Source organism: Pseudoxanthomonas suwonensis 11-1 (assembly GCF_000185965.1).
GTDB classification, from domain to species: Bacteria; Pseudomonadota; Gammaproteobacteria; order Xanthomonadales; family Xanthomonadaceae; genus Pseudoxanthomonas; species Pseudoxanthomonas suwonensis_A.
The window spans coordinates 2,029,986-2,049,790 of sequence record NC_014924.1 but is presented as its reverse complement, the minus strand read 5'-3'; the positions used below and the strand labels follow the sequence as shown (position 1 = coordinate 2,049,790).

Below are 19,805 nucleotides of genomic sequence, written 5' to 3'. Positions count from 1 at the left end.
CGGGCGAGAGGGAGGGAAGGCAGCATGGAGATCGGGTTCCATGGCGCGGCCGGCGGGGTGACCGGCTCGATGCACCTGGTAACGGTGGCCGGCCGGCGGGTCCTGCTGGACTGCGGGATGCTGCAGGGCAACCGCGAGGTCGAGGCCGGCAATGCCGCCGCGTTCCCGTTCGATCCGGCCAGCCTCGACGCGGTGGTCGCCAGCCACGCCCATATCGACCATGTCGGCCGCCTGCCGCTGCTGGTGGCGCGCGGCTTCCGCGGGCCGATCTGGCTGCAGCGGGCAACCGCCGACCTGTTGCCGGTGATGCTGGAGGACGCGGCCTCCCTGGCCCTGTCCGAGGCCGAGCGCGCCAACCGCCGCCTGCGCCATGGCGAGCCGGTGCGGGCCCCGCTGTTCACCATGCAGGACGTGGCCGCCGTGCTGGAACTGTTGCGGCCGCTGGACTACGACGCCCGCACCACCATCCTGCCGGGAGTCGAGCTGGCCCTGCGCGATGCGGGCCATATCCTCGGTTCGTCCATCGTCGAGCTGTGGGGCGACGCCCGCAAGCTGGTGTTCTCCGGCGACCTGGGCCCGAAGGGGACCCCGATCCTGCGCGATCCCACCGCCATCACCGGGGCCGACCTGGTGGTGATGGAGTCCACCTACGGTGACCGCGATCACCGAGAGCGCGCCTCCACCGTGCAGGAGCTGGGCGAGGTGTTCGAGCATGCGTGGCGCGAACGCGGCACGGTGCTGATCCCGGCCTTCGCCGTTGGCCGCAGCCAGGAGCTGTTGTACTGGTTCGCCCGCTACTGGAACGAGTGGAACCTCGAGCGCTGGCGGATCTTCCTCGACAGCCCGATGGCCGGGAAGGTGGTCGCGGTGTACGAGCGCCACCACGAACTGTTCGACGAGCAGGCGCGCCAGGTATGGCGGCAGAAGCCGTCGCCATTCCGCCTGCCCAACCTGCACTACACCGACAGCACCCCGGCATCGATCGGGATCAATGCCATCGAGTCCGGGGCGATCGTGATCGCCGGCTCGGGCATGGCCAACGGCGGGCGCATCCAGCACCACCTGCGCCACCGCCTCGGGCGCCGCGACACCCACGTGGTGTTCGTTGGCTACCAGGCCGAGGGCACCCTGGGCCGGCGCCTGGTCGAGCGCGCGCCGTGGGTGCGCATCCATGGCAACGATGTTCGGGTGGCGGCACAGATCCATACCGTCGGCGGGCTGTCCGCGCACACCGACCAGCGCGGCCTGGTGGCCTGGTACGGGCAGTTCCGCGACGCGCCTCCAGTGGCGCTGGTGCACGGCGAGGACCGTGCTCGCGAAGCGCTGGCCGGGGAACTCGGGCGCCGGTTCGGCGCCCGGGTCGAACTGCCGCAGCCGGGTACGCGCCTGGTGGTCTGACCGGGCCCCGCCACCCGGTGGTATACCTGCGGCATGCGAAAACACGACACGCGATGCGACGTGCTGCTGGTCGGCGGCGGCCACAACGGCCTGGTCTGCGCGACCTACCTGGCCCGCGCCGGGCTGAAAGTGACCGTTCTCGAGCGCCGCGGCGTGGTCGGCGGCGCCGCGGTGACCGAGGAGTTCCATCCCGGCTTCCGCAATTCGGTGGCCTCGTACACCGTGTCGCTGCTGCAGCCGAAGGTGATCCAGGACCTCGACCTGCACGCCCACGGCCTGCGCGTGGTCCTGCGCCGGCACAACAACTTCCTGCCGCTGCCGGATGGACGCTACCTGCTTACCGGCGCCGGCCGCACCGCGGAGGAGGTCGCGAAGTTCTCCCGGCGCGACGCCGAGGCGCTACCGGCCTACGAGGCGCGGCTGGAGGCGATGGCCGACGTGCTGCGCGCGCTGGCCCTGCAGCCGCCACCCAACGTCACCGACGGAAGCTGGCTGCAGGCGTTGCCCGGACTGCTGCGCACCGCGCGCCTGGGCCGGCAGCTGCACGCGCTGGATCCGGCCCTGCGCCAGGACCTGCTGGACCTGTTCACCATCTCCGCCGCCGAGTACCTGGACCGCTGGTTCGAGAGCGATCCGATCAAGGCCCTGTTCGGCTTCGACGGCATCGTCGGCAACTACGCCAGCCCCTACGCGCCGGGCACGGCCTACGTGCTGCTGCACCACGTGTTCGGCGAGGCCAACGGGGTCAAGGGCGCCTGGGGCCACGCCATCGGCGGCATGGGCGCGATCACCCAGGCGATGGCGCGCGCGGCCGAAGCCGCCGGTGTCCGGATCCGGACCGGGCAGGGCGTGGAGCGCGTACTGGTCAACGACGGCCGCGCCACCGGCGTGGTGACCTCGGCCGGCGAGACATTGAAGGCCCGCGCGGTGGTCGCCAACGTCAACCCGAAGCTGCTGTACCAGCGGCTGCTGCCGGCCGACGCGGTGCCGCCGGCCACCGCCGAGCGCATGCGCAACTGGCGCTGCGGCTCGGGCACCTTCCGCATGAACGTGGCGCTGTCGCGCGCGCCGGATTTCAGCGCGCTGCCAGGGCAGGGCGACCACCTCACCGCGGGCATCATCCTGGCGCCGAGCCTGGACTACATGGACCGGGCCTGGCGCGATGCGCGCGAACAGGGCTGGTCGCGCGAGCCTATCGTGGAAATGCTGGTGCCCTCGACCCTGGACGATTCGCTGGCACCGCCGGGCCAGCACGTGGCCAGCCTGTTCTGCCAGCACGTGGCGCCGGAGCTGCCGGGTGGACGATGCTGGGACGACCACCGCGAGGAGGTGGCCGACCTGATGGTCGCCACCGTGGACCGCCATGCGCCAGGCTTCGCCGCCTCGGTCGTGGGCCGCCAGGTGCTCTCGCCGCTGGACCTGGAGCGCGAGTTCGGGCTGGTCGGCGGCGACATCTTCCATGGCGCGCTGAGCCTCAACCAGCTGTTCTCGGCACGACCGATGCTGGGCCAGGCGAACTACCGCGGGGCGATCCCGGGCCTGTACCTGTGCGGCTCAGGCACCCACCCGGGCGGCGGCGTCACCGGCGCACCGGGCCACAATGCGGCGCAGGTGGTGATCGCGGACCTGCGTTGAGGCCCGCGACCGCGCCGTTCAGGCCGCGGCCTGTTCCCGCAGTTCGCGCGCGCGGTCCGCGCCGAGGTAGCCGATGATCGCGCGCCGCATCAGGTACAGCAGCGGGATCAGGGCGATGGCGAACAGCATCTTGTACGCGTAGTTGAGCGTGCTGACCGCCAGGAACAACGAGGTCGGCCATTTCTGCGGGCCGAGCACGAAGGCGATCCAGATCACCACGAAACTGTCGATCAGCTGCGACACCGCGGTCGAACCGGTGGCGCGCAGCCACACGTGGCGTTCGCCGGTGGCCTTGCGGATGCGGTGGAACACGGCCACGTCGATCAGCTGGCCGACCACGAAGGCCACCAGCGAGCCCGCGATGGTCCACAGGCCCTGGCCGAACACCGCGGCGAACGCGGCCTGGTAGTCGGGCACGCCCTGGGCGGCGGCGGCCTCGCGCCACCAGCCGGCTGGCGCCAGCGAGATCGCGACGAAGGCGAACAGGAAGCCGTAGCAGATCAGTCCGGCCGCCAGCCACGAGATGAAGCGCACGCCGCGGCGCCCGAAGAACTCGTTGATGGTGTCCGTCATGATGAACACGATCGGCCAGAGCAGGGTGCCGGCGGTGAAGCTCAGCGACCCGGTCTGGCCGAACAGGTCCCACTCCAGCGGTGCCAGCCCGAGCGTGTCCTCGAGCGCGAAGATCTTGACCCCGATGAACTCGGCCAGCACCGCGTTGGCGCAGAAGAACGCCGCCAGGACGATGAACAGCCGGACCGCGCGGTCCTGCAGCGGACGCGTGGCCACGGCGGCTTCCATCAGCGGTCCATGGCCCGGGTGAAGGGCATGGTCTCCGGGGCCACGGCGCCGCCGGAGATGATGAAGCTCATGGCCTGGTCCACGGTCCAGTCGGTGGGCGTCAGCAGCTCCACCGGCACCACCTCCAGGTAGCCCGAGGTGGGGTTGGGCGTGGTCGGCACGTACACCGCCGCCAGCTCGCGCCCGGTGCCTTCCTCGCGCAGCACCCGGGTGACCAGGCCGATGGACTTCATGTCACGGTGCGGGAAGTCGATCAGCACCACGCGCTGGGTGCTGCCCGGCTTGGTCTGGAGGATGTCCAGCAGCTTGCGCGAGCTGGTGTAGATCACGTTGGCCAGCGGCACCCGCGCGATCAGCGCCTCGAACCAGCGCAGCAGGCGCTGGCCGACCACGCGCCGCGCCAGCACGCCCACGCCCAGGATCACCAGCAGCGTGGCGAGCATGGCGATGGTGTTCTGCACCCACAGGGCCTGGAACCAGCCCAGGTAGGCGGGGAAGGACGCGGCGATGCGCCGCGACAGCGGTCCCACCCAGGGGCTGCTGATGCCGGAAAGCAGGACGAAGACGAACTTCACCACCACCCAGGTCAGCCACAGCGGCAGCAGGGTCAGCAGTCCGGTGATGAACAGGCGTTGCAGCGATGCGCGCTGCGGCGCTGGGGTGGCGGGGGTCATGGCGCGGATTGTAGCGCCGGCCCTAAGATCGGGGCGGGCCGGGGAGCCCATGGATGATTCGGGTAGTCACGGGGGAAGCAGGGAATGCGACGTTCGCTGGTTGCGGTTTCGGTCCTGGTTGTCGTGCTGGCGCTCCTGGGCCTGGTGGCCTGGAGTGCGCCCCGGGTCCTCGCCCCGGGCGATGAGGAGCGCGCCGCCCTGGCGCTCGTGGAAGCCGGGCCAGGACCTTCGGGCGGCCGGGATGGCTTCGCCGCGGCCTACACGGTCCGGCATGACATCCCGGAATCGCAGTGGCAGCAGGTGCTCGAGGCCGATGTCCGCCGCCATGCCGCCGTGGCCGGAAAAGGGACCGCCTGGACCAGCCAGCTGGACGACTGGCCGAAGCTGGAACGGAAGGCAGAGGGTGATCCTGCATGGTGCAGCCTGCGGAGCTCCGGCTGCCTGGCCCAGGTACGCATGGGCCGCGAAGCCTATGCGGAGCTGCTGCGGCGTGAGGCGCGCCTGGTCGAGCGCGCGGCCGACCTGCGCGGATACGACCATTTCCGTAACCCGTTCGTGCCGACCCCGGACATGCCGCTGGCGACCGTGCCGGCCACCCGGCTGGCTACGCGCACCGCCTGGTTCTTCGTCAGCGGGGAAGTGGACCTCGCCCTTGCGGATGCCTGCGCGGACATCGCCCTGGGGCGGAGGATGCTCGAGTCCGGGGATTCACTGATCAGCAGCCTGGTCGGCGCAACGATGGTGCAGGGGAATACGACCCTGCTGGCGCAGATGCTTGCGGAACTGCCGCGTGACCATCCGTTGCCAGGGCAGTGCGGGTCCGCTTTCCAGCAGCCGGTACCCGTTGCCCAGGGAATCTGCAGCGCCATGCTGGACGAGGGGCGTCTCACCATCGCCGGCATCCGCTCGCTGGTTGCGGAAGCACCATCGAATGCGGCGAAAAAGGGCGTGCCCGGGTGGGCGCCGTTCCTGGCGTTCGATCCGCGGCGCACCACCGCGCAGATGGCGGCCGGCTTTGCCTGGTACTGCGGCGACGAGGCGCGCAGCATGGTCGCCCGCGACCAGCCATTGCGCCATCCCCCGGTGCCGCCCGGCGGGCTGCGCGCCTGCATGTTCAACTGGTCCGGCTGCAAGCTCGCCCGCATCGACCACAGCAGCCGCGACGGCCATGCCATGCGGCTCCAGGACGCCGCCGCCCGCATCGACGCCATGGCCACGCTGTTGTGGCTGCGAGGGCAGGGCGGGGCGATCGACGAGGCGGCCCTGGCGGCCGTGCCGCAGGGCCTGGGACTCACCACGCGGCCGCTGCACCTGGACCGGGAGATGGCGACCCTGCGGATGCCGCTCCACGGGACCGGATCCGGGGAGGACGAGGCGGGGGCGGGCTGGACAATTCCCCTCCCGGGCAGCCGGGTTCAGTCGCCCTGAACCGGACGGCGGTCCGGCTTGCGCCGGATGTAGACCTGCTTGTGCACCCGGGCCACGACCTCGCCGTTGGCGTCGACCACGTCGTTCTCGAACCAGTGCAGGTACTTCTCGCCGCCGGCGGTGGCGGCGCGGATCTGTTCCAGCACCGCGTCGTCGACCCGGAAGGTGGTGGAGACCCTGGTGCGCCCCGGGCGCAGGAATTCGATCCGGCCCTCGCGGTCCCATACCCAGTAGTCGCGGCCCAGGCAGTGCATCAGCAGCAGCATCCAGAACGGATCGGTCATGGCGAACAGGCTGCCGCCGAAGTGGGTGCCGACGTAGTTGCGGTTCCAGGGACGCAGGCGCAGCTCCACCCGGGCCTGGCGCCAGTCCGGCGACAGTTCGGCCACGTGGACGCCGGTGAACAGGAACGGGGGCCACAGGTTCATCCCGTGGCGCATCAGGCTGGGGGACATCTCGGGTCGGGGATGGATTGCAGGGGGTAGGCAGCGTACCATACGTAGTGGTACGGAAATGGTTTCATGCGCGGGGCGAGGGGGCGCTGGGCTAGACTGTGCGCCTTTACCGGCCGATCCGGCCGCTGAACGGAACCGACCGCCCCGCATGAGCTGGCTCAGCAAACTGATGCCCTCCGGCATCCGCACCGAAAGCGCCTCCAACCGCAAGCGCAGCGTCCCCGAGGGCCTGTGGGAGAAGTGCGACCGCTGTGGCGTCGCGCTGTACCGCCCGGAGCTGGAGGAGAACCTGGAGGTGTGCCCGAAGTGCGCCTTCCACATGCCGATCCGTGCCCGCGCCCGCCTGGCCTCGCTGTTCGACCCCGGCACCACCACCGAGATCGCCGCCCGCCTGGCGCCGGTGGACGTGCTCAAGTTCCGCGACCAGAAGCGCTACGCCGACCGCATCAAGTCCACCCAGAAGGCGACCGGCGAGTACGACGCCCTGGTCGCGATGGAAGGCAGGCTCAAGGGCAGGCCGCTGGTGGCCAGCTCGTTCGACTTCGCCTACATGGGCGGTTCGATGGGCTCGGTGGTGGGCGAGAAGTTCACCCTGGCCGCCGAGCGCGCGCTGGAGCTGGGCGCCCCGTTCGTCAACTTCTCCGCCTCCGGCGGCGCGCGCATGCAGGAGAGCCTGTTCTCGCTGATGCAGATGGCCAAGACCTCGGCCGCGCTGGGCCGCCTGCGCGCGGCCGGCATCCCGTACATCTCGGTGCTGACCCACCCGACCACCGGTGGCGTGTCGGCCTCGTTCGCGATGCTGGGCGACCTCAACATCGCCGAGCCGGAAGCCCTGATCGGCTTCGCCGGCCCGCGCGTGATCGAGCAGACCGTGCGCGAGAAGCTGCCTGAAGGCTTCCAGCGCTCGGAGTTCCTGCTCGAGCATGGCGCCATCGACCAGATCTGCGACCGCCGCGAGCTGCGCGACCGCCTGGCCACCCTGCTGGCGATGATGACCCGCCAGCCGAAGCCCGAAGACACCGACGGCGCGCTGGACGCGGCATGAGCACCGCCCGCCGCTATTTCGGGACCGACGGCATCCGTGGCCGGGTCGGGCAGGGGCCGATCTCGGCGGATTTCGTCCTGCGCCTGGGCAATGCCCTGGGTCGGGTCCTGGCCGCCGGGCGCGGAACCCGCCCGGTGGTGGTGATCGGCAAGGACACCCGCATCTCCGGCTACATGTTCGAGTCGGCGCTGGAAGCCGGCCTGGTCGCCGCCGGGGTGAACGTGCAGATGCTGGGCCCGATGCCCACGCCGGCCGTGGCCTTCCTGACCCGTACCCTGGGCGCCGATGCCGGCATCGTCATCAGTGCCTCGCACAACCCGCACTACGACAACGGCATCAAGTTCTTCTCCGCCGAGGGCGAGAAGCTCGACGACGCCACCGAGCTGGCGATCGAGGCCGCGCTGGACGCGCCGTTCGCCACGGTCGAATCCGAGTACCTGGGCAAGGTCGTGCGTGCCCGCGACGCGGTCGGCCGCTACATCGAGTTCTGCAAGTCCTCGGTGCCGCGCGGCTTCGACCTGCGCGGGCTGAAGCTGGTGCTGGACTGCGCCCACGGCGCCACCTACCACATCGCGCCGCTGCTGTTCCGCGAGCTGGGTGCCGAGGTGGTCGCGATCGGCGCGACCCCGGATGGCATCAACATCAATGCCGGCGTCGGCTCGATGCATATCGGCAACCTCGCCGCCAAGGTCACCGAAGCCGGCGCCGACCTCGGCATCGCCTTCGACGGCGACGGCGACCGCGTGCTGATGGTCGACGCCAGCGGCCGCAGCGTCGACGGCGACGGCCTGCTGTACGTACTGGCCCGCGACTGGCAGGCCAGCGGCCGCCTGCGCGGCCCGGTGGTCGGCACACTGATGACCAACTACGGCCTGGAGCGCGCGCTGGAGCAGGCGGGCATCCCGTTCCAGCGGGCCAGGGTCGGCGACCGCTATGTCCACCAGGCCCTGGTCGAGGGTGATGGCGTGCTCGGCGGCGAAGCTTCCGGCCACCTGCTGTGCCTGGACCGCGCCACCACCGGCGACGCCATCGTCAGCGCGCTGCAGGTTCTCGATGTCCTGCGCCGCAGCGGCAAGCGCCTGGACCAGGCCCTCGAAGGCCTGGCCACCGTGCCGCAGTCCACGATCAACGTGCGCCTCGATGGCGCGAAGGCGACCGACGTGGTCGCCGCCGAAGGCGTGCGCCAGGCGCTGCAGCAGGCCCAGGCCGCGGTGCAGGGTCGTGGCCGCGCGTTCCTGCGTCCTTCCGGCACCGAGCCGGTGGTGCGGGTCACGGTCGAGGCCGACGACGCAGGGCTGATGCAGCACACCCTCGATACCCTTGCCGCGGCCGTGCGCCAGGCGGCCGGCTGAGACCGGCAGATCCCAGGGCGGCGGCCGGGTGGCCGTCGCCGTACCACCCCGGAGTATTCCCCCTCATGTCCGCCCGTATCCCCACCTTCGACATCACCCGCTACGACACCGACCGCGAGGCCTTCGTGGCCGAGCTCGGTGCGGCCTACCGCGAGTGGGGCTTTGCCGGCATCAGCAACCACGGCATCCCGCCGGAACTGATCGACAACGCCTACGCCGCCTTCCAGAAGTTCTTCGCGCTTCCCGAGGAGGTGAAGAAGAAGTACCACGTGCCCGGCGGCGGCGGCGCCCGCGGCTACACCCCGTTCGGCGTGGAAACGGCCAAGGGCAGCAAGCACTTCGACCTCAAGGAGTTCTGGCACATCGGCCGCGAGATCCCGGACGACTCCAAGTACCGCGAGGTCATGGCCCCGAACCTGTGGCCGGAGGAAGTGCCGGAGTTCCGCGAGTACGGCTATGCCCTGTACCAGGCGCTGGATTCGCTGGGTTCGCGCGTGCTGAGCGCGCTGGCGCTGCACATCGGCCTGCCGGAGGACTTCTTCGCCGACAAGACCAACTTCGGCAACTCGATCCTGCGCCCGATCCACTACCCGCCGATCACCGCCGACGACATCCCCAACGTGCGCGCCGGCGCGCATGGCGACATCAACTTCATCACCCTGCTGGTGGGCGCCAGCGCCGCCGGCCTGGAAGTGCGCTCGCACGAGGGTGAGTGGGTGCCGTTCACCTCCGAGGGCGACACCATCGTGGTCAACATCGGCGACATGCTCGAGCGCCTGACCAACCACGTGTACCCGTCGACCATCCACCGCGTGGTCAACCCCCCGGGCGAGGCGGCACGCAAGCCGCGCTACTCGGTGCCGTTCTTCCTGCACCCGAACCCGGACTTCCTGATCGACGTGCTGCCGTCCTGCGTGAGCGCGGAAAACCCCAGCCGCTATCCAGAGCCGATCACCGCCCAGGGCTTCCTCGAGCAGCGCCTGCGCGAGATCAAGCTGAAGTAAGCGTCACCCAGGCGCGTCCTGTCCTGCGTTGTCAGGGCGCGCTTTCCCGTACCGCACGGTATTCTTCCGCGCGGTTACGTACATACGGGAGCGGGCATGCGTCGCAGGATCGTCGCGGGCAACTGGAAACTCTATGGCACGCGGGACTTCGCCACCTCGCTGGTGGCGGAAGTCGCAGGCCAGGCCCCGGTCGAGGGCGTGGAGCTGGTGGTCATGCCACCGATGCCCTACCTGGGCGACCTGATCGAGGACTTCGAGGGTTCGGCCCTGCAGTTCGGTGCCCAGGACGTCAGTCCGCACGGCGAGGGCGCCTATACCGGCGAGGTCTCGGCGCGGATGGTGGCCGACGTCGGTGCGCGCTACACCCTGTGCGGCCATTCCGAGCGCCGCCGCTACCACGCCGAATCCAGCGAGCTGGTCGCGCGCAAGGTCAAGGCGGCCCTCGAGGCCGGCCTGGTCCCGGTGCTGTGCGTGGGCGAGCACCTGGAGGACCGCGAGGCCGGGCGTGCCGAGGAAGTCATCGCCTCCCAGCTGCAGCCGGTGCTGGACCTGGTCGGGGCCGGGGGCTTGGCCAACGCCGTGGTGGCCTACGAGCCGTGCTGGGCCATCGGCACGGGCCGGACCGCCTCCCCGGAGCAGGCCCAGGAGATCCACGCATTCATCCGTCGCCAGATCGCCAGGCACGATGCTAGAATTGCGGATTCGCTGCCGATCCTGTACGGCGGCAGCGTGAAGCCCGACAACGCCGGTGCGCTGTGTGCGCAGCCGGACGTGGACGGCGGGCTGATCGGTGGCGCCTCCCTGGTGGCCGCCGATTTCCTTGCCATTGCCCGGGCCGCTGCGGCGGCCCGGTAAGCGAGACCCTGACAATGCTGATGCTGATCCTCAACGTGGTGTACGTGCTGGTGGCGATCGCCATGATCGTGCTGATCCTGCTGCAGCGCGGCGCCGGTGCGGCCGCCGGCTCCGGCTTCGGCGCCGGTGCCTCCGGCACCGTGTTCGGCGCGCGCGGCGCGTCCAACTTCCTTTCCAAGAGCACCAAGTGGCTGGCCGTGGTGTTCTTCGGCATCAGCCTGTTCATGGCCTGGTACGCGACCCATAGCGCGCGCCCGGTGGTGCAGCAGGACCTGGGCGTGATGGGCCAGCTGGAAGTCCCGGCTGCCCCGGTCGCCGCCCCGGGCGAGCTGCCGCCGCCGGCTGCCGCCTCCGAGGTCCCGGCCGCCGCGCCGGCCGCCAGCGAGGTCCCGGCACCGGCGCAGGAAGAAAATGCGCAAGAGGCTGCTACTCCGGCCGAGTAACGCGTACAATGCGCCGCGCGCCGCAGCCGGCGCGAAGTTTCAGCCCAGGTGGCGGAATTGGTAGACGCACTACCTTGAGGTGGTAGCGACGAGAGTCGTAGGGGTTCGAGTCCCCTCTTGGGCACCAATGAGATGTGCCGGCCTCCGGGCCGGTGGGAAGAAAGCCCGCTTCGGCGGGCTTCTTCATTTCCGCGGGAAGTTGCGGAGGCGGCGATGAACGCGCAAAGCGTTTACCCTTATCGCTGCTGACGCTACAATTCCGCTGCTATGCACAACCGCGCGGCCGGGAACCTTCCCGTGCCGCGCGGCGCATTGGCAAAGGTCCGCGGCCAGGCCGCGGCAGGACAGGCGAGGGGAGGCCGCGCAAGCGGACGACCCTTGCCCACCCAAGCCCGCTCCAGGGCAGAGGCAAGAGAGAACCGCACGTGCTGGCCCAATACCTGCCGACCCTGTTGTTCCTGATCGTGGCCACCGGTATCGGCGTCGCGCTGATCATCGTCGGCCGCGTGCTCGGACCCCGTAGCCCGGACCCCCGCAAGCTGTCGCCCTACGAGTGCGGCTTCGAGGCGTTCGAGGACGCGCGCATGAAGTTCGACGTGCGCTACTACCTCATCGCGATCCAGTTCATCGTCTTCGACCTGGAAATCATCTTCATCGTGCCGTGGACCCTCGTGTTCCAGGACCTGGGGCCGCGCGCGCTGGTCACCATGGGCCTGTTCGTGGGCATGCTGTTCCTCGGCTTCGTCTACGTCTGGAAGAAGGGAGCGCTCGAATGGGAGTGATCCAAACCATCGACCGCCTGATGACCAACCCGATGCCGGAAGCACGGGTCGAGGACATCCTGCGGCCCGCCGGCGAGAACCCGCTCCTGGAGAAGGGTTACGTCACCACCAGCGTCGACGCACTGGTCAACTGGGCGCGCACCGGCTCGATGTGGCCGATGACCTTCGGCCTGGCCTGCTGCGCGGTCGAGATGATGCACGCCGGCGCCGCGCGCCTGGACCTGGACCGCTACGGCGTGGTGTTCCGCCCGTCGCCGCGCCAGTCCGACGTGATGATCGTGGCCGGCACCCTGGTCAACAAGATGGCCCCGGCGCTGCGCAAGGTCTACGACCAGATGCCCGACCCGAAGTGGGTGATCTCCATGGGCAGCTGCGCCAACGGCGGCGGCTACTACCACTACTCGTACTCGGTGGTGCGCGGCTGCGACCGCATCGTGCCGGTGGACATCTACGTGCCCGGCTGCCCGCCGACGGCCGAGGCGCTGGTCTACGGCATCCTGCAGCTGCAGAAGAAGATCTGGCGCACGCAGACGGTGGCGGCGAACAAGAACAACACCATCGCCCGCTGACCTTCCTTTTCAGATCCACCGCGCGCCCAGGCGCGCACGAACGACGGAAACGCCAAGCCCCATGGCCGAGCCAGCTGCCACCTTCGCCCAGCGACTGCGCGACCGATTCCCCGGCGCCACGGTCATCGTGGCCGAGCCCCGTGGTGAAGTCACCCTCGAGGTTTCCGCCGGCGACCTGCTCGCCACCTGCTTCGCCCTGCGCGACGAGCTGGGCTTCGAACAGCTCATCGACCTCTGCGGCATCGACTACATGGGTTACGGCAGCGACGAGTGGGACACCGACGACGTGTCCAGCAGCGGCTTCAGCCGCGGCGTCGAGGGCAAGGGCCCGGGCCGCTTCGGCTGGGGCGAGAAACCGAGCGAGCAGGGCGAGGCCGGCATCGAGCCGGTGCTGGTGCCCGAGCGCCGCTTCGCGGCCGTCACCCACCTGCTTTCCTGCGCCAACAACCAGCGCCTGCGCGTGCGTTGCTACGCCGCGGACGACACCCTGCCGGTGGTCCCGTCGCTGACCCGGGTCTGGCGCGGCGCCAACTGGTTCGAGCGCGAGGCGTTCGACCTGTACGGCATCATCTTCGAAGGCCATCCGGACCTGCGCCGGATCATGACGGACTACGGTTTCGTCGGCCATCCGTTCCGCAAGGACTTCCCGCTGATCGGCAACGTCGAGGTCCGCTACGACGAAGAGCGCAAGCGCGTGGTCTACGAGCCGGTGACCTCGGTCGAGCCGCGCGTCGGCGTGCCGCGCGTGATCCGCGACGACGCCCGCTACCAGACCGCCGCAGGCGAGGCCGCACAACGGGAGGCCGCCAAGTGAGCGCCCAGATGTCTACGGACAACCACCAGCCGGGCCTGGCCCCGGCCGGCTCCGCCGCGCTGCGGCAGGAGATCCGCAACTACACGATGAACTTCGGCCCGCAGCATCCGGCCGCGCACGGCGTGTTGCGCCTGATCCTGGAGATGGACGGCGAGACCATCGTCCGCGCCGATCCGCACGTGGGCCTGCTCCACCGCGGCACCGAGAAGCTGGCCGAGTCCAAGCCGTTCAACCAGTCGATCCCGTACATGGACCGCCTGGACTACGTGTCGATGATGTGCAACGAGCACGCCTACGTGCGCGCGATCGAGACCCTGCTGGGGATCGAGGCGCCCGAGCGCGCCCAGTACATCCGCACGATGTTCGACGAGATCACCCGCATCCTGAACCACCTGATGTGGGTCGGCTCCAACGCGCTGGACCTCGGCGCGATGGCGGTGTTCCTGTACGCGTTCCGCGAGCGCGAGGAGCTGATGGACGTCTACGAGGCGGTCAGCGGCGCGCGCATGCACGCGGCCTACTACCGTCCGGGCGGCGTCTATCGCGACCTGCCGGACCACATGCCGAAGTACAAGGAGTCGCCCTGGCACAAGGGCGCCAAGCTCAAGCGCTTCAACGAGGCGCGCGAGGGTTCGCTCCTGGACTACATCGAGCACTTCACCCGCGAGTTCCCCAAGCGCGTCGACGAGTACGAGACGCTGCTGACCGACAACCGCATCTGGAAGCAGCGCACCGTCGGCATCGGCGTGGTCACCCCGGAGCAGGCCCATGCCTGGGGCATGACCGGCCCGATGCTGCGCGGCTCGGGCATCGCCTGGGACCTGCGCAAGAAGCAGCCGTACGCCAGGTACGACGCGGTGGACTTCGACATCCCGGTGGGCGTCAACGGCGACTGCTACGACCGCTACCTGGTCCGCATCGCCGAGATGCGCCAGTCCAACCGCATCATCGCCCAGTGCGTGAAGTGGCTGAAGGAAAACCCGGGCCCGGTGATGGTCAGGAACTTCAAGGTCGCCCCTCCCAAGCGGGAGGAGATGAAGGACGACATGGAAGCCCTGATCCACCACTTCAAGCTGTTCTCCGAGGGCTACTGCGTGCCGGCCGGCGAGACCTATGCCGCGGTCGAGGCGCCGAAGGGCGAGTTCGGCTGCTACCTGGTCTCCGACGGCGCCAACAAGCCGTTCCGCGTGCACCTGCGCGCCCCGGGCTTCGCGCACCTGTCGTCCATGGACGAGATCGTGCGCGGCCACATGCTGGCCGACGTCGTGGCCATGATCGGTACTTATGACCTTGTGTTTGGTGAGGTGGATCGATGAAGGCCACCGGTAATTTCGAGAACGCGCGCAACGTCGACCCGATGGTCGTGCTGAGCGACGCCACCCGCGCGCACATCGACCACTGGCTGACCAAGTTCCCGCCGGACCGCAAGCGTTCGGCGGTGCTGCAGGGCCTGCACGCGGCCCAGGAACAGAACCAGGGCTGGCTCAGCGACGAGCTGATCGCCGCCGTGGCCAAGTACCTGGACATCCCGCCGGTGTGGGCCTACGAGGTCGCCACCTTCTACTCGATGTTCGAGACCCAGCCGGTGGGCCGCAACAACGTTGCGTTCTGCACCAACATCAGCTGCTGGCTCAACGGCGCCCAGGACCTGGTCGCGCACGCCGAGAAGAAGCTGGGCTGCAAGCTGGGCGAGTCCACCGCCGACGGCCGCGTCTACCTCAAGCGCGAGGAAGAGTGCGTGGCCGCGTGCTGCGGCGCCCCGGTGGTCGTGATCAACGGCCATTACCACGAGAAGCTCACCACCGAGAAGGTGGACGAGCTGCTCGACGGACTGAAGTGAGGCCGGCGCACATGGCACACCACCCGAAGATTTCCGAGGGCTACGGCCCGGTCGGTCCGGCGCCGAAGGAGCACCAGGCGGTCTACACGACGCTGCACTTCGACAAGCCGTGGTCGTACGAGAACTACCTCAAGACCGGCGGCTACCAGGCGCTGCGCAGGATCCTGACCGAGAAGATCCCGCCGGCCGACGTCGTCGAGATGGTCAAGCAGTCCGGCCTGCGCGGCCGCGGCGGCGCGGGCTTCCCGACCGGCCTGAAGTGGAGCTTCATGCCCAAGGGCGACATGCAGAAGTACATCCTCTGCAACTCGGACGAGTCCGAGCCGGGCACCGCCAAGGACCGCGACATCCTGCGCTACAACCCGCACGCGGTGATCGAGGGCATGGCCATCGCCTGCTACGCCACCGGTTCGACCGTGGGCTACAACTACCTGCGCGGCGAGTTCCACCACGAGCCCTTCGAGCACCTCGAGGAAGCCCTGGCCGATGCCTACAAGCACGGCTGGCTGGGCAAGGACATCCTCGGCTCCGGCGTGGACATCGACATCTACAACGCCCTCGGCGCCGGCGCCTACATCTGCGGCGAAGAGACCGCGCTGATGGAGTCGCTGGAAGGCAAGAAGGGCCAGCCGCGCTTCAAGCCGCCGTTCCCGGCCAACTTCGGCCTGTACGGCAAGCCGACCACGATCAACAACACCGAGACCTACGCCTCGGTGCCGGCGATCGTGCGCAACGGCGCCGAGTGGTTCATGAACCTGGGCAAGCCCAACAACGGCGGCTGCAAGATCTTCTCGGTCTCCGGCCACGTCGCGCGCCCGGGCAACCACGAGATCCGCCTCGGCACCCCGTTCTCCGAGCTGCTGGACCTGTGCGGCGGCATCCGCAACGGCAACCGCATCAAGGCGGTGATCCCGGGTGGTTCCTCGATGCCGGTGCTGCCGGGCGAGGTGATGATGGGCCTGACCATGGACTACGACTCGATCCAGAAGGCCGGTTCGGGCCTGGGTTCGGGCGCGGTCATCGTCATGGACCACACCACCTGCATGGTGCGCGCCTGCCAGCGCATCGCGCGGTTCTACTACAAGGAAAGCTGCGGCCAGTGCACGCCGTGCCGCGAGGGCACCGGCTGGATGTACCGCATGCTGACCCGCATCGCCAACCTGGAGGCGACGCTGGACGACCTGCACATGCTGCGCACCGCGGCGGGGCAGATCGAGGGCCACACCATCTGCGCGTTCGGCGAAGCCGCCGCGTGGCCGGTGCAGGGCTTCCTGCGCCACTTCTGGCACGAATTCGAATACGCCATCGTCAACAAGCGCTTCCTCGTCGACGACGAGCGCGACGGGACGGTGGTCCGCTCCAACGTGGAGGTGGCCGCGTGAGTGCGCAGCCCGTCAACCCGAACCTTCCGCCCGACCACGTCACCGTCTTCATCGACGGCGTCGAGCTGGCCGCGCCCAAGGGATCGATGATCATCCAGGCTGCCGACAAGGCCGGCATCCCGATCCCGCGTTTCTGCTACCACGACAAGCTGGCCATCGCCGCGAACTGCCGCATGTGCCTGGTCGACACCGAGGTCGGCGGCCGCGCCGCGCCGAAGCCGTCGCCGGCCTGCGCCACGCCGGTGATGGACGGCATGAAGGTCTTCACCCGCAACGAGAAGGCCCTCAAGTCGCAGCGCAACGTGCTCGAGTTCCTGCTGATCAACCATCCGCTGGACTGCCCGGTCTGCGACCAGGGCGGCGAGTGCGAGCTGCAGGACCTGTCGCTGGGCTACGGCCGTTCGGTCAGCCGCTTCGTCGAGCGCAAGCGCGTTGTGCCGGACGAGGACATCGGTCCGCTGGTCGCCACCGAGATGACCCGCTGCATCCAGTGCACCCGCTGCGTGCGTTTCACCGGCGAGATCGCCGGCACGTACGAGCTGGGCGGCATGTACCGCGGCGAGAACCTGCAGATCGGCACCTACGACGGCAAGCCGCTGGCCACCGAGCTGTCCGGCAACGTCATCGACGTGTGCCCGGTCGGCGCGCTGACCAACAAGGTGTTCCAGTTCCGCGCCCGTCCGTGGGAGCTGATCGCCAAGGAGTCGCTGGGCTACCACGACGCCCTGGGCTCGAACCTGTTCCTGCACGCGCGCCGCGGCGAAGTGCTGCGTGCCGTGCCGCGCGAGAACGAGCTGGTCAACGAGTGCTGGCTGTCCGACCGCGACCGCTACTCGCACCAGGGCCTGGACGCCGCCGACCGCGCCACCGTGCCGCTGGTCAAGGCGGGCGGCGAGTGGAAGGAGGCGAGCTGGGCCGAGGCCCTGTCCGCCGCCGCCGCGATCCTACGCGACAACAAGGGCGATGACCTGGGCGTGCTGGTGCACCCGGCCACCTCGAACGAGGAGGGCGGCCTGCTGGCCGCGCTGGCCGCCGCCCTGGGCACCACCAACATCGACCACCGCATCGCCAACCGCGACTTCTCCGACGCCGCGGTCGCCGAGCCGTTCGCGCTGCCGGTCGCGGAGATCGAGCAGGCCGACGCCATCGTCGTGGTCGGCAGCAACATCCGCCACGAGCTGCCGCTGCTGCATGCCCGCCTGCGCAAGGCGCAGACCAAGCACGGCGCGCGCATCCACGTAGTCAACCCGGTCGATTTCGACTTCACCTTCGCTGCCGCCGGCAAGCACATCGTCGCGCCGTCGCGCTTCGCCGAGGTGCTGGGCGGTGCCGGGCTGCGCGGTGCGTTGCAGGGCGCGACCCGTCCGGTCGTGATCGTCGGCGCGATCGCCGAGAACCATCCGCAGGCCGCCGCGATCCGCGCCGCCGCACGCGACTTCGCGACCGCCACCGGCGCCTCGCTGTGCCGCATCCCGCAGGGCGCCAACGCCGTGGGCCTGGCCCGTGCCGGCGTGCTGCCGGCCGGCCGCGACGTCGCCGCGATGCTGGCCGATCCGCGCCGCGCCTACGTGCTGTACGGCATCGAGCCGGGGCTGGACTTCGCCGGCACCGCCGCGGCGCTCAAGGCGCTCAATGGTGCGAAGGTCGTGGCCTTCAGCCACTTCGCCTGCGAGTCCACCCGCGCGGTGGCCGACGTGATCCTGCCGGTCGGCGCGCTGCCCGAGATCGAGGCCACGCTGACCAACCTCAACGGCATCGAGCAGTCGGCGCATGCCGCCGGCCGCCTGCCGGGCCAGGCCCGCGAGGGCTGGCGCGTGCTGCGTGCGCTGGGTGGCGAGCTGGGCCTGCCGGGCTTCGAGTTCACCGAGCTGGCCGGTGCCCGCGCCATGCTGGAAGGCGGTCGCGCGGTGCAGGTCCGTGCCGGCGCCGCCGGTGCGGCGGGCGAGGGCGGCCTGGAGCTGGCCCTGGTCCCGGCGATCTACCGCACCGACGCGGTGGTCCGCCGCGCGGCCGCGCTGCAGGCGCATCCGCTCAACGTCGCCGCGCGCATCGTGCTCAACCCGGCCGACGCGGCCGGCATCGAGTCCGGCGCGGTGGTCAAGGTCAAGGGCGCGCACGGCACGGCGACCCTGCCGGTCGAGCTGGATGCGCGGGTCGCCGCGGGTGCGGCATGGATCGAGGGTGGCCACGGCGCCACCGCGCCGCTGGGCGCTGGCCGGGTCGAGGTGGTGAAGGCATGAACGAACTGCTGATCAACGCGGTCGGACCGCTGCGCGAGTGGTTCTACGGCCTGGGCGAACTCGGCCCGGCGCTGTGGATCGTGCTGAAGGTCCTGACCATCGCCATGCCGGTGATCATCGCCGTGGCGTTCTACGTGGTCTGGGAGCGCAAGCTCATCGGCTGGATGCACGCGCGCCACGGGCCCATGTACGTGGGCATGGGCATCTTCCAGGCGTTCGCGGACGTCTTCAAGCTGCTGTTCAAGGAGGTGATCCAGCCCTCCAGCGCGCACAAGGTGATGTACATCCTGGCGCCGCTGATCGTGCTGGCGCCGGCCTTCGCGGCCTGGGCGGTGGTGCCGTTCGACTACCAGCTGGTGCTGTCCAACGCCAACGCCGGCCTGCTGTACCTGCTGGCGATGACCTCGCTGGGCGTGTACGGCGTGATCATCGCCGGCTGGGCCTCGAACTCGAAGTACGCCTTCCTCGGCGCGATGCGTTCGGCCGCCCAGGTGGTCAGCTACGAGATCGCGATGGGCTTCGCCCTGGTCGGCGTGCTGATCGCCGCCGGCAGCCTGAACCTGACCGACATCGTCATGGCGCAGGCCGGCAACGCCGGCTTCTTCGAGTGGTTCTGGCTGCCGCTGCTGCCGCTGTTCGTCGTGTACTGGGTGTCCGGCGTGGCCGAGACCAACCGCGCGCCGTTCGACGTGGTGGAAGGCGAGTCGGAGATCGTGGCCGGCCACATGGTGGAGTACTCCGGTTCGGCGTTCGCGCTGTTCTTCCTGGCCGAGTACGCCAACATGATCCTGGTCAGCTTCCTGATCTCGATCTTCTTCCTCGGCGGCTGGCTGAGCCCGATCCAGGGCTGGGTCACGGCGGACGTCTCGCCGTGGATCGACTGGATCTGGAAGGGCGGCTGGCCGTGGCTGCTGGCCAAGGTGTTCTTCTTCGCCAGCGCCTACATCTGGTTCCGTGCCAGCTTCCCGCGCTACCGCTATGACCAGATCATGCGCCTGGGCTGGAAGGTCTTCATCCCGCTGACCATCTTCTGGATCGCGGTAACGGCCCTGCTGGTGTTCTTTGGCGTGTTCGAGAAGGGCGCCTGA

General features: G+C 69.6%; 19 protein-coding genes and 1 tRNA gene. 17 read left to right on the top strand and 3 right to left on the bottom strand.

Annotated elements, in window-relative coordinates; all coding sequences use genetic code 11:
* Positions 1–24: 24 nt before the first annotated feature.
* Together PSESU_RS09330 and PSESU_RS09325 are read left to right on the top strand one after the other, a co-directional pair.
* Positions 25–1,398 carry an MBL fold metallo-hydrolase RNA specificity domain-containing protein gene (locus PSESU_RS09330; protein ID WP_013535526.1) on the top strand — a complete coding sequence of 458 codons (1,374 nt, stop codon included), beginning with the start codon at positions 25–27 and terminating at the stop codon, positions 1,396–1,398.
* A gap of 33 nt (positions 1,399–1,431) precedes the next feature.
* Positions 1,432–3,033 carry a phytoene desaturase family protein gene (locus tag PSESU_RS09325; RefSeq protein WP_013535525.1) on the top strand — a complete coding sequence of 534 codons (1,602 nt, stop codon included), beginning with the start codon at positions 1,432–1,434 and terminating at the stop codon, positions 3,031–3,033.
* 18 nt (positions 3,034–3,051) lie between these two features.
* On the opposite strand, the gene PSESU_RS09320 is transcribed toward PSESU_RS09325, so the two are convergent.
* Entirely contained in the window at positions 3,052–3,834 is a 783-nt protein-coding gene (locus PSESU_RS09320; RefSeq protein ID WP_013535524.1) for a queuosine precursor transporter, read from the bottom strand.
* Positions 3,834–4,508 (bottom strand): DUF502 domain-containing protein, encoded by a 675-nt coding sequence (locus PSESU_RS09315; RefSeq protein ID WP_041764061.1) that lies wholly within the window; start codon positions 4,506–4,508, stop codon positions 3,834–3,836. The genes PSESU_RS09320 and PSESU_RS09315 overlap by 1 nt, the downstream gene beginning before the upstream one ends.
* Positions 4,509–4,592: 84 nt before the next feature.
* On the opposite strand from PSESU_RS09315, the gene PSESU_RS09310 reads away from it, so the two are divergent.
* Positions 4,593–5,936: a hypothetical protein gene (locus PSESU_RS09310; RefSeq protein ID WP_013535522.1), complete on the top strand. Its 1,344-nt coding sequence runs from the start codon at positions 4,593–4,595 to the stop codon at positions 5,934–5,936.
* Here PSESU_RS09310 and PSESU_RS09305 read toward each other — a convergent pair.
* Positions 5,924–6,391: a DUF4442 domain-containing protein gene (locus tag PSESU_RS09305; protein ID WP_041764059.1), complete on the bottom strand. Its 468-nt coding sequence runs from the start codon at positions 6,389–6,391 to the stop codon at positions 5,924–5,926. The two genes, PSESU_RS09310 and PSESU_RS09305, sit on opposite strands and share 13 nt — an antisense overlap.
* Before the next feature lie 148 nt (positions 6,392–6,539).
* Between PSESU_RS09305 and accD the strand changes: the two genes are divergently transcribed.
* The 14 genes from accD to nuoH all read left to right on the top strand — a co-directional run bounded on the left by accD (position 6,540) and on the right by nuoH (position 19,805).
* Positions 6,540–7,436, top strand: coding sequence for an acetyl-CoA carboxylase, carboxyltransferase subunit beta (accD, locus tag PSESU_RS09300; protein ID WP_013535520.1), 897 nt, complete (start codon positions 6,540–6,542; stop codon positions 7,434–7,436).
* On the top strand, positions 7,433–8,788 hold the full coding sequence (glmM, locus tag PSESU_RS09295; protein WP_013535519.1) for a phosphoglucosamine mutase: 1,356 nt from the start codon (positions 7,433–7,435) through the stop codon (positions 8,786–8,788). Before accD ends, glmM begins: the two co-directional genes overlap by 4 nt.
* Before the next feature lie 65 nt (positions 8,789–8,853).
* A complete protein-coding gene (locus PSESU_RS09290) occupies positions 8,854–9,792 on the top strand; it encodes an isopenicillin N synthase family dioxygenase (RefSeq protein WP_013535518.1) in 939 nt (312 codons plus the stop codon).
* A gap of 96 nt (positions 9,793–9,888) precedes the next feature.
* Positions 9,889–10,647, top strand: coding sequence for a triose-phosphate isomerase (gene tpiA, locus PSESU_RS09285; RefSeq protein WP_013535517.1), 759 nt, complete (start codon positions 9,889–9,891; stop codon positions 10,645–10,647).
* Between the two features lie 14 nt (positions 10,648–10,661).
* Positions 10,662–11,090, top strand: coding sequence for a preprotein translocase subunit SecG (gene secG, locus PSESU_RS09280; RefSeq protein ID WP_013535516.1), 429 nt, complete (start codon positions 10,662–10,664; stop codon positions 11,088–11,090).
* 42 nt (positions 11,091–11,132) lie between these two features.
* A tRNA-Leu gene (locus tag PSESU_RS09275) sits at positions 11,133–11,217 on the top strand.
* Between the two features lie 298 nt (positions 11,218–11,515).
* Complete coding sequence (locus PSESU_RS09270; protein WP_013535515.1) at positions 11,516–11,872, top strand: NADH-quinone oxidoreductase subunit A; 357 nt, start codon at positions 11,516–11,518, stop codon at positions 11,870–11,872.
* Entirely contained in the window at positions 11,863–12,441 is a 579-nt protein-coding gene (locus tag PSESU_RS09265; protein WP_013535514.1) for a NuoB/complex I 20 kDa subunit family protein, read from the top strand. The genes PSESU_RS09270 and PSESU_RS09265 overlap by 10 nt, the downstream gene beginning before the upstream one ends.
* A 61-nt stretch (positions 12,442–12,502) precedes the next feature.
* Complete coding sequence (locus PSESU_RS09260; protein WP_013535513.1) at positions 12,503–13,255, top strand: NADH-quinone oxidoreductase subunit C; 753 nt, start codon at positions 12,503–12,505, stop codon at positions 13,253–13,255.
* An 8-nt stretch (positions 13,256–13,263) separates the two neighbouring features.
* A complete protein-coding gene (locus tag PSESU_RS09255) occupies positions 13,264–14,571 on the top strand; it encodes an NADH-quinone oxidoreductase subunit D (RefSeq protein ID WP_013535512.1) in 1,308 nt (435 codons plus the stop codon).
* Entirely contained in the window at positions 14,568–15,095 is a 528-nt protein-coding gene (gene nuoE, locus PSESU_RS09250) for an NADH-quinone oxidoreductase subunit NuoE (protein WP_013535511.1), read from the top strand. The genes PSESU_RS09255 and nuoE overlap by 4 nt, the downstream gene beginning before the upstream one ends.
* Before the next feature lie 11 nt (positions 15,096–15,106).
* Positions 15,107–16,477, top strand: a complete 1,371-nt coding sequence (gene nuoF / locus PSESU_RS09245; protein WP_013535510.1) for an NADH-quinone oxidoreductase subunit NuoF — start codon at positions 15,107–15,109, stop codon at positions 16,475–16,477.
* Positions 16,474–18,717, top strand: coding sequence for an NADH-quinone oxidoreductase subunit NuoG (nuoG, locus tag PSESU_RS09240; protein WP_013535509.1), 2,244 nt, complete (start codon positions 16,474–16,476; stop codon positions 18,715–18,717). Before nuoF ends, nuoG begins: the two co-directional genes overlap by 4 nt.
* Positions 18,714–19,805, top strand: a complete 1,092-nt coding sequence (nuoH, locus tag PSESU_RS09235) for an NADH-quinone oxidoreductase subunit NuoH (RefSeq protein ID WP_013535508.1) — start codon at positions 18,714–18,716, stop codon at positions 19,803–19,805. The genes nuoG and nuoH overlap by 4 nt, the downstream gene beginning before the upstream one ends.

Excerpts from the sequence above, each read along its gene's own strand:
- PSESU_RS09330 (WP_013535526.1), top strand. The coding sequence starts at position 25 with ATGGAGATCGGGTTCCATGGCGCGGCCGGCGGGGTGACCGGCTCGATG.
- PSESU_RS09325 (WP_013535525.1), top strand. The coding sequence starts at position 1,432 with ATGCGAAAACACGACACGCGATGCGACGTGCTGCTGGTCGGCGGCGGC.
- PSESU_RS09320 (WP_013535524.1), bottom strand. The coding sequence starts at position 3,834 with ATGGAAGCCGCCGTGGCCACGCGTCCGCTGCAGGACCGCGCGGTCCGG.
- PSESU_RS09315 (WP_041764061.1), bottom strand. The coding sequence starts at position 4,508 with ATGACCCCCGCCACCCCAGCGCCGCAGCGCGCATCGCTGCAACGCCTG.
- PSESU_RS09310 (WP_013535522.1), top strand. The coding sequence starts at position 4,593 with ATGCGACGTTCGCTGGTTGCGGTTTCGGTCCTGGTTGTCGTGCTGGCG.
- PSESU_RS09305 (WP_041764059.1), bottom strand. The coding sequence starts at position 6,391 with ATGTCCCCCAGCCTGATGCGCCACGGGATGAACCTGTGGCCCCCGTTC.
- accD (WP_013535520.1), top strand. The coding sequence starts at position 6,540 with ATGAGCTGGCTCAGCAAACTGATGCCCTCCGGCATCCGCACCGAAAGC.
- glmM (WP_013535519.1), top strand. The coding sequence starts at position 7,433 with ATGAGCACCGCCCGCCGCTATTTCGGGACCGACGGCATCCGTGGCCGG.
- PSESU_RS09290 (WP_013535518.1), top strand. The coding sequence starts at position 8,854 with ATGTCCGCCCGTATCCCCACCTTCGACATCACCCGCTACGACACCGAC.
- tpiA (WP_013535517.1), top strand. The coding sequence starts at position 9,889 with ATGCGTCGCAGGATCGTCGCGGGCAACTGGAAACTCTATGGCACGCGG.
- secG (WP_013535516.1), top strand. The coding sequence starts at position 10,662 with ATGCTGATGCTGATCCTCAACGTGGTGTACGTGCTGGTGGCGATCGCC.
- PSESU_RS09265 (WP_013535514.1), top strand. The coding sequence starts at position 11,863 with ATGGGAGTGATCCAAACCATCGACCGCCTGATGACCAACCCGATGCCG.
- PSESU_RS09260 (WP_013535513.1), top strand. The coding sequence starts at position 12,503 with ATGGCCGAGCCAGCTGCCACCTTCGCCCAGCGACTGCGCGACCGATTC.
- PSESU_RS09255 (WP_013535512.1), top strand. The coding sequence starts at position 13,264 with ATGTCTACGGACAACCACCAGCCGGGCCTGGCCCCGGCCGGCTCCGCC.
- nuoE (WP_013535511.1), top strand. The coding sequence starts at position 14,568 with ATGAAGGCCACCGGTAATTTCGAGAACGCGCGCAACGTCGACCCGATG.
- nuoF (WP_013535510.1), top strand. The coding sequence starts at position 15,107 with ATGGCACACCACCCGAAGATTTCCGAGGGCTACGGCCCGGTCGGTCCG.
- nuoH (WP_013535508.1), top strand. The coding sequence starts at position 18,714 with ATGAACGAACTGCTGATCAACGCGGTCGGACCGCTGCGCGAGTGGTTC.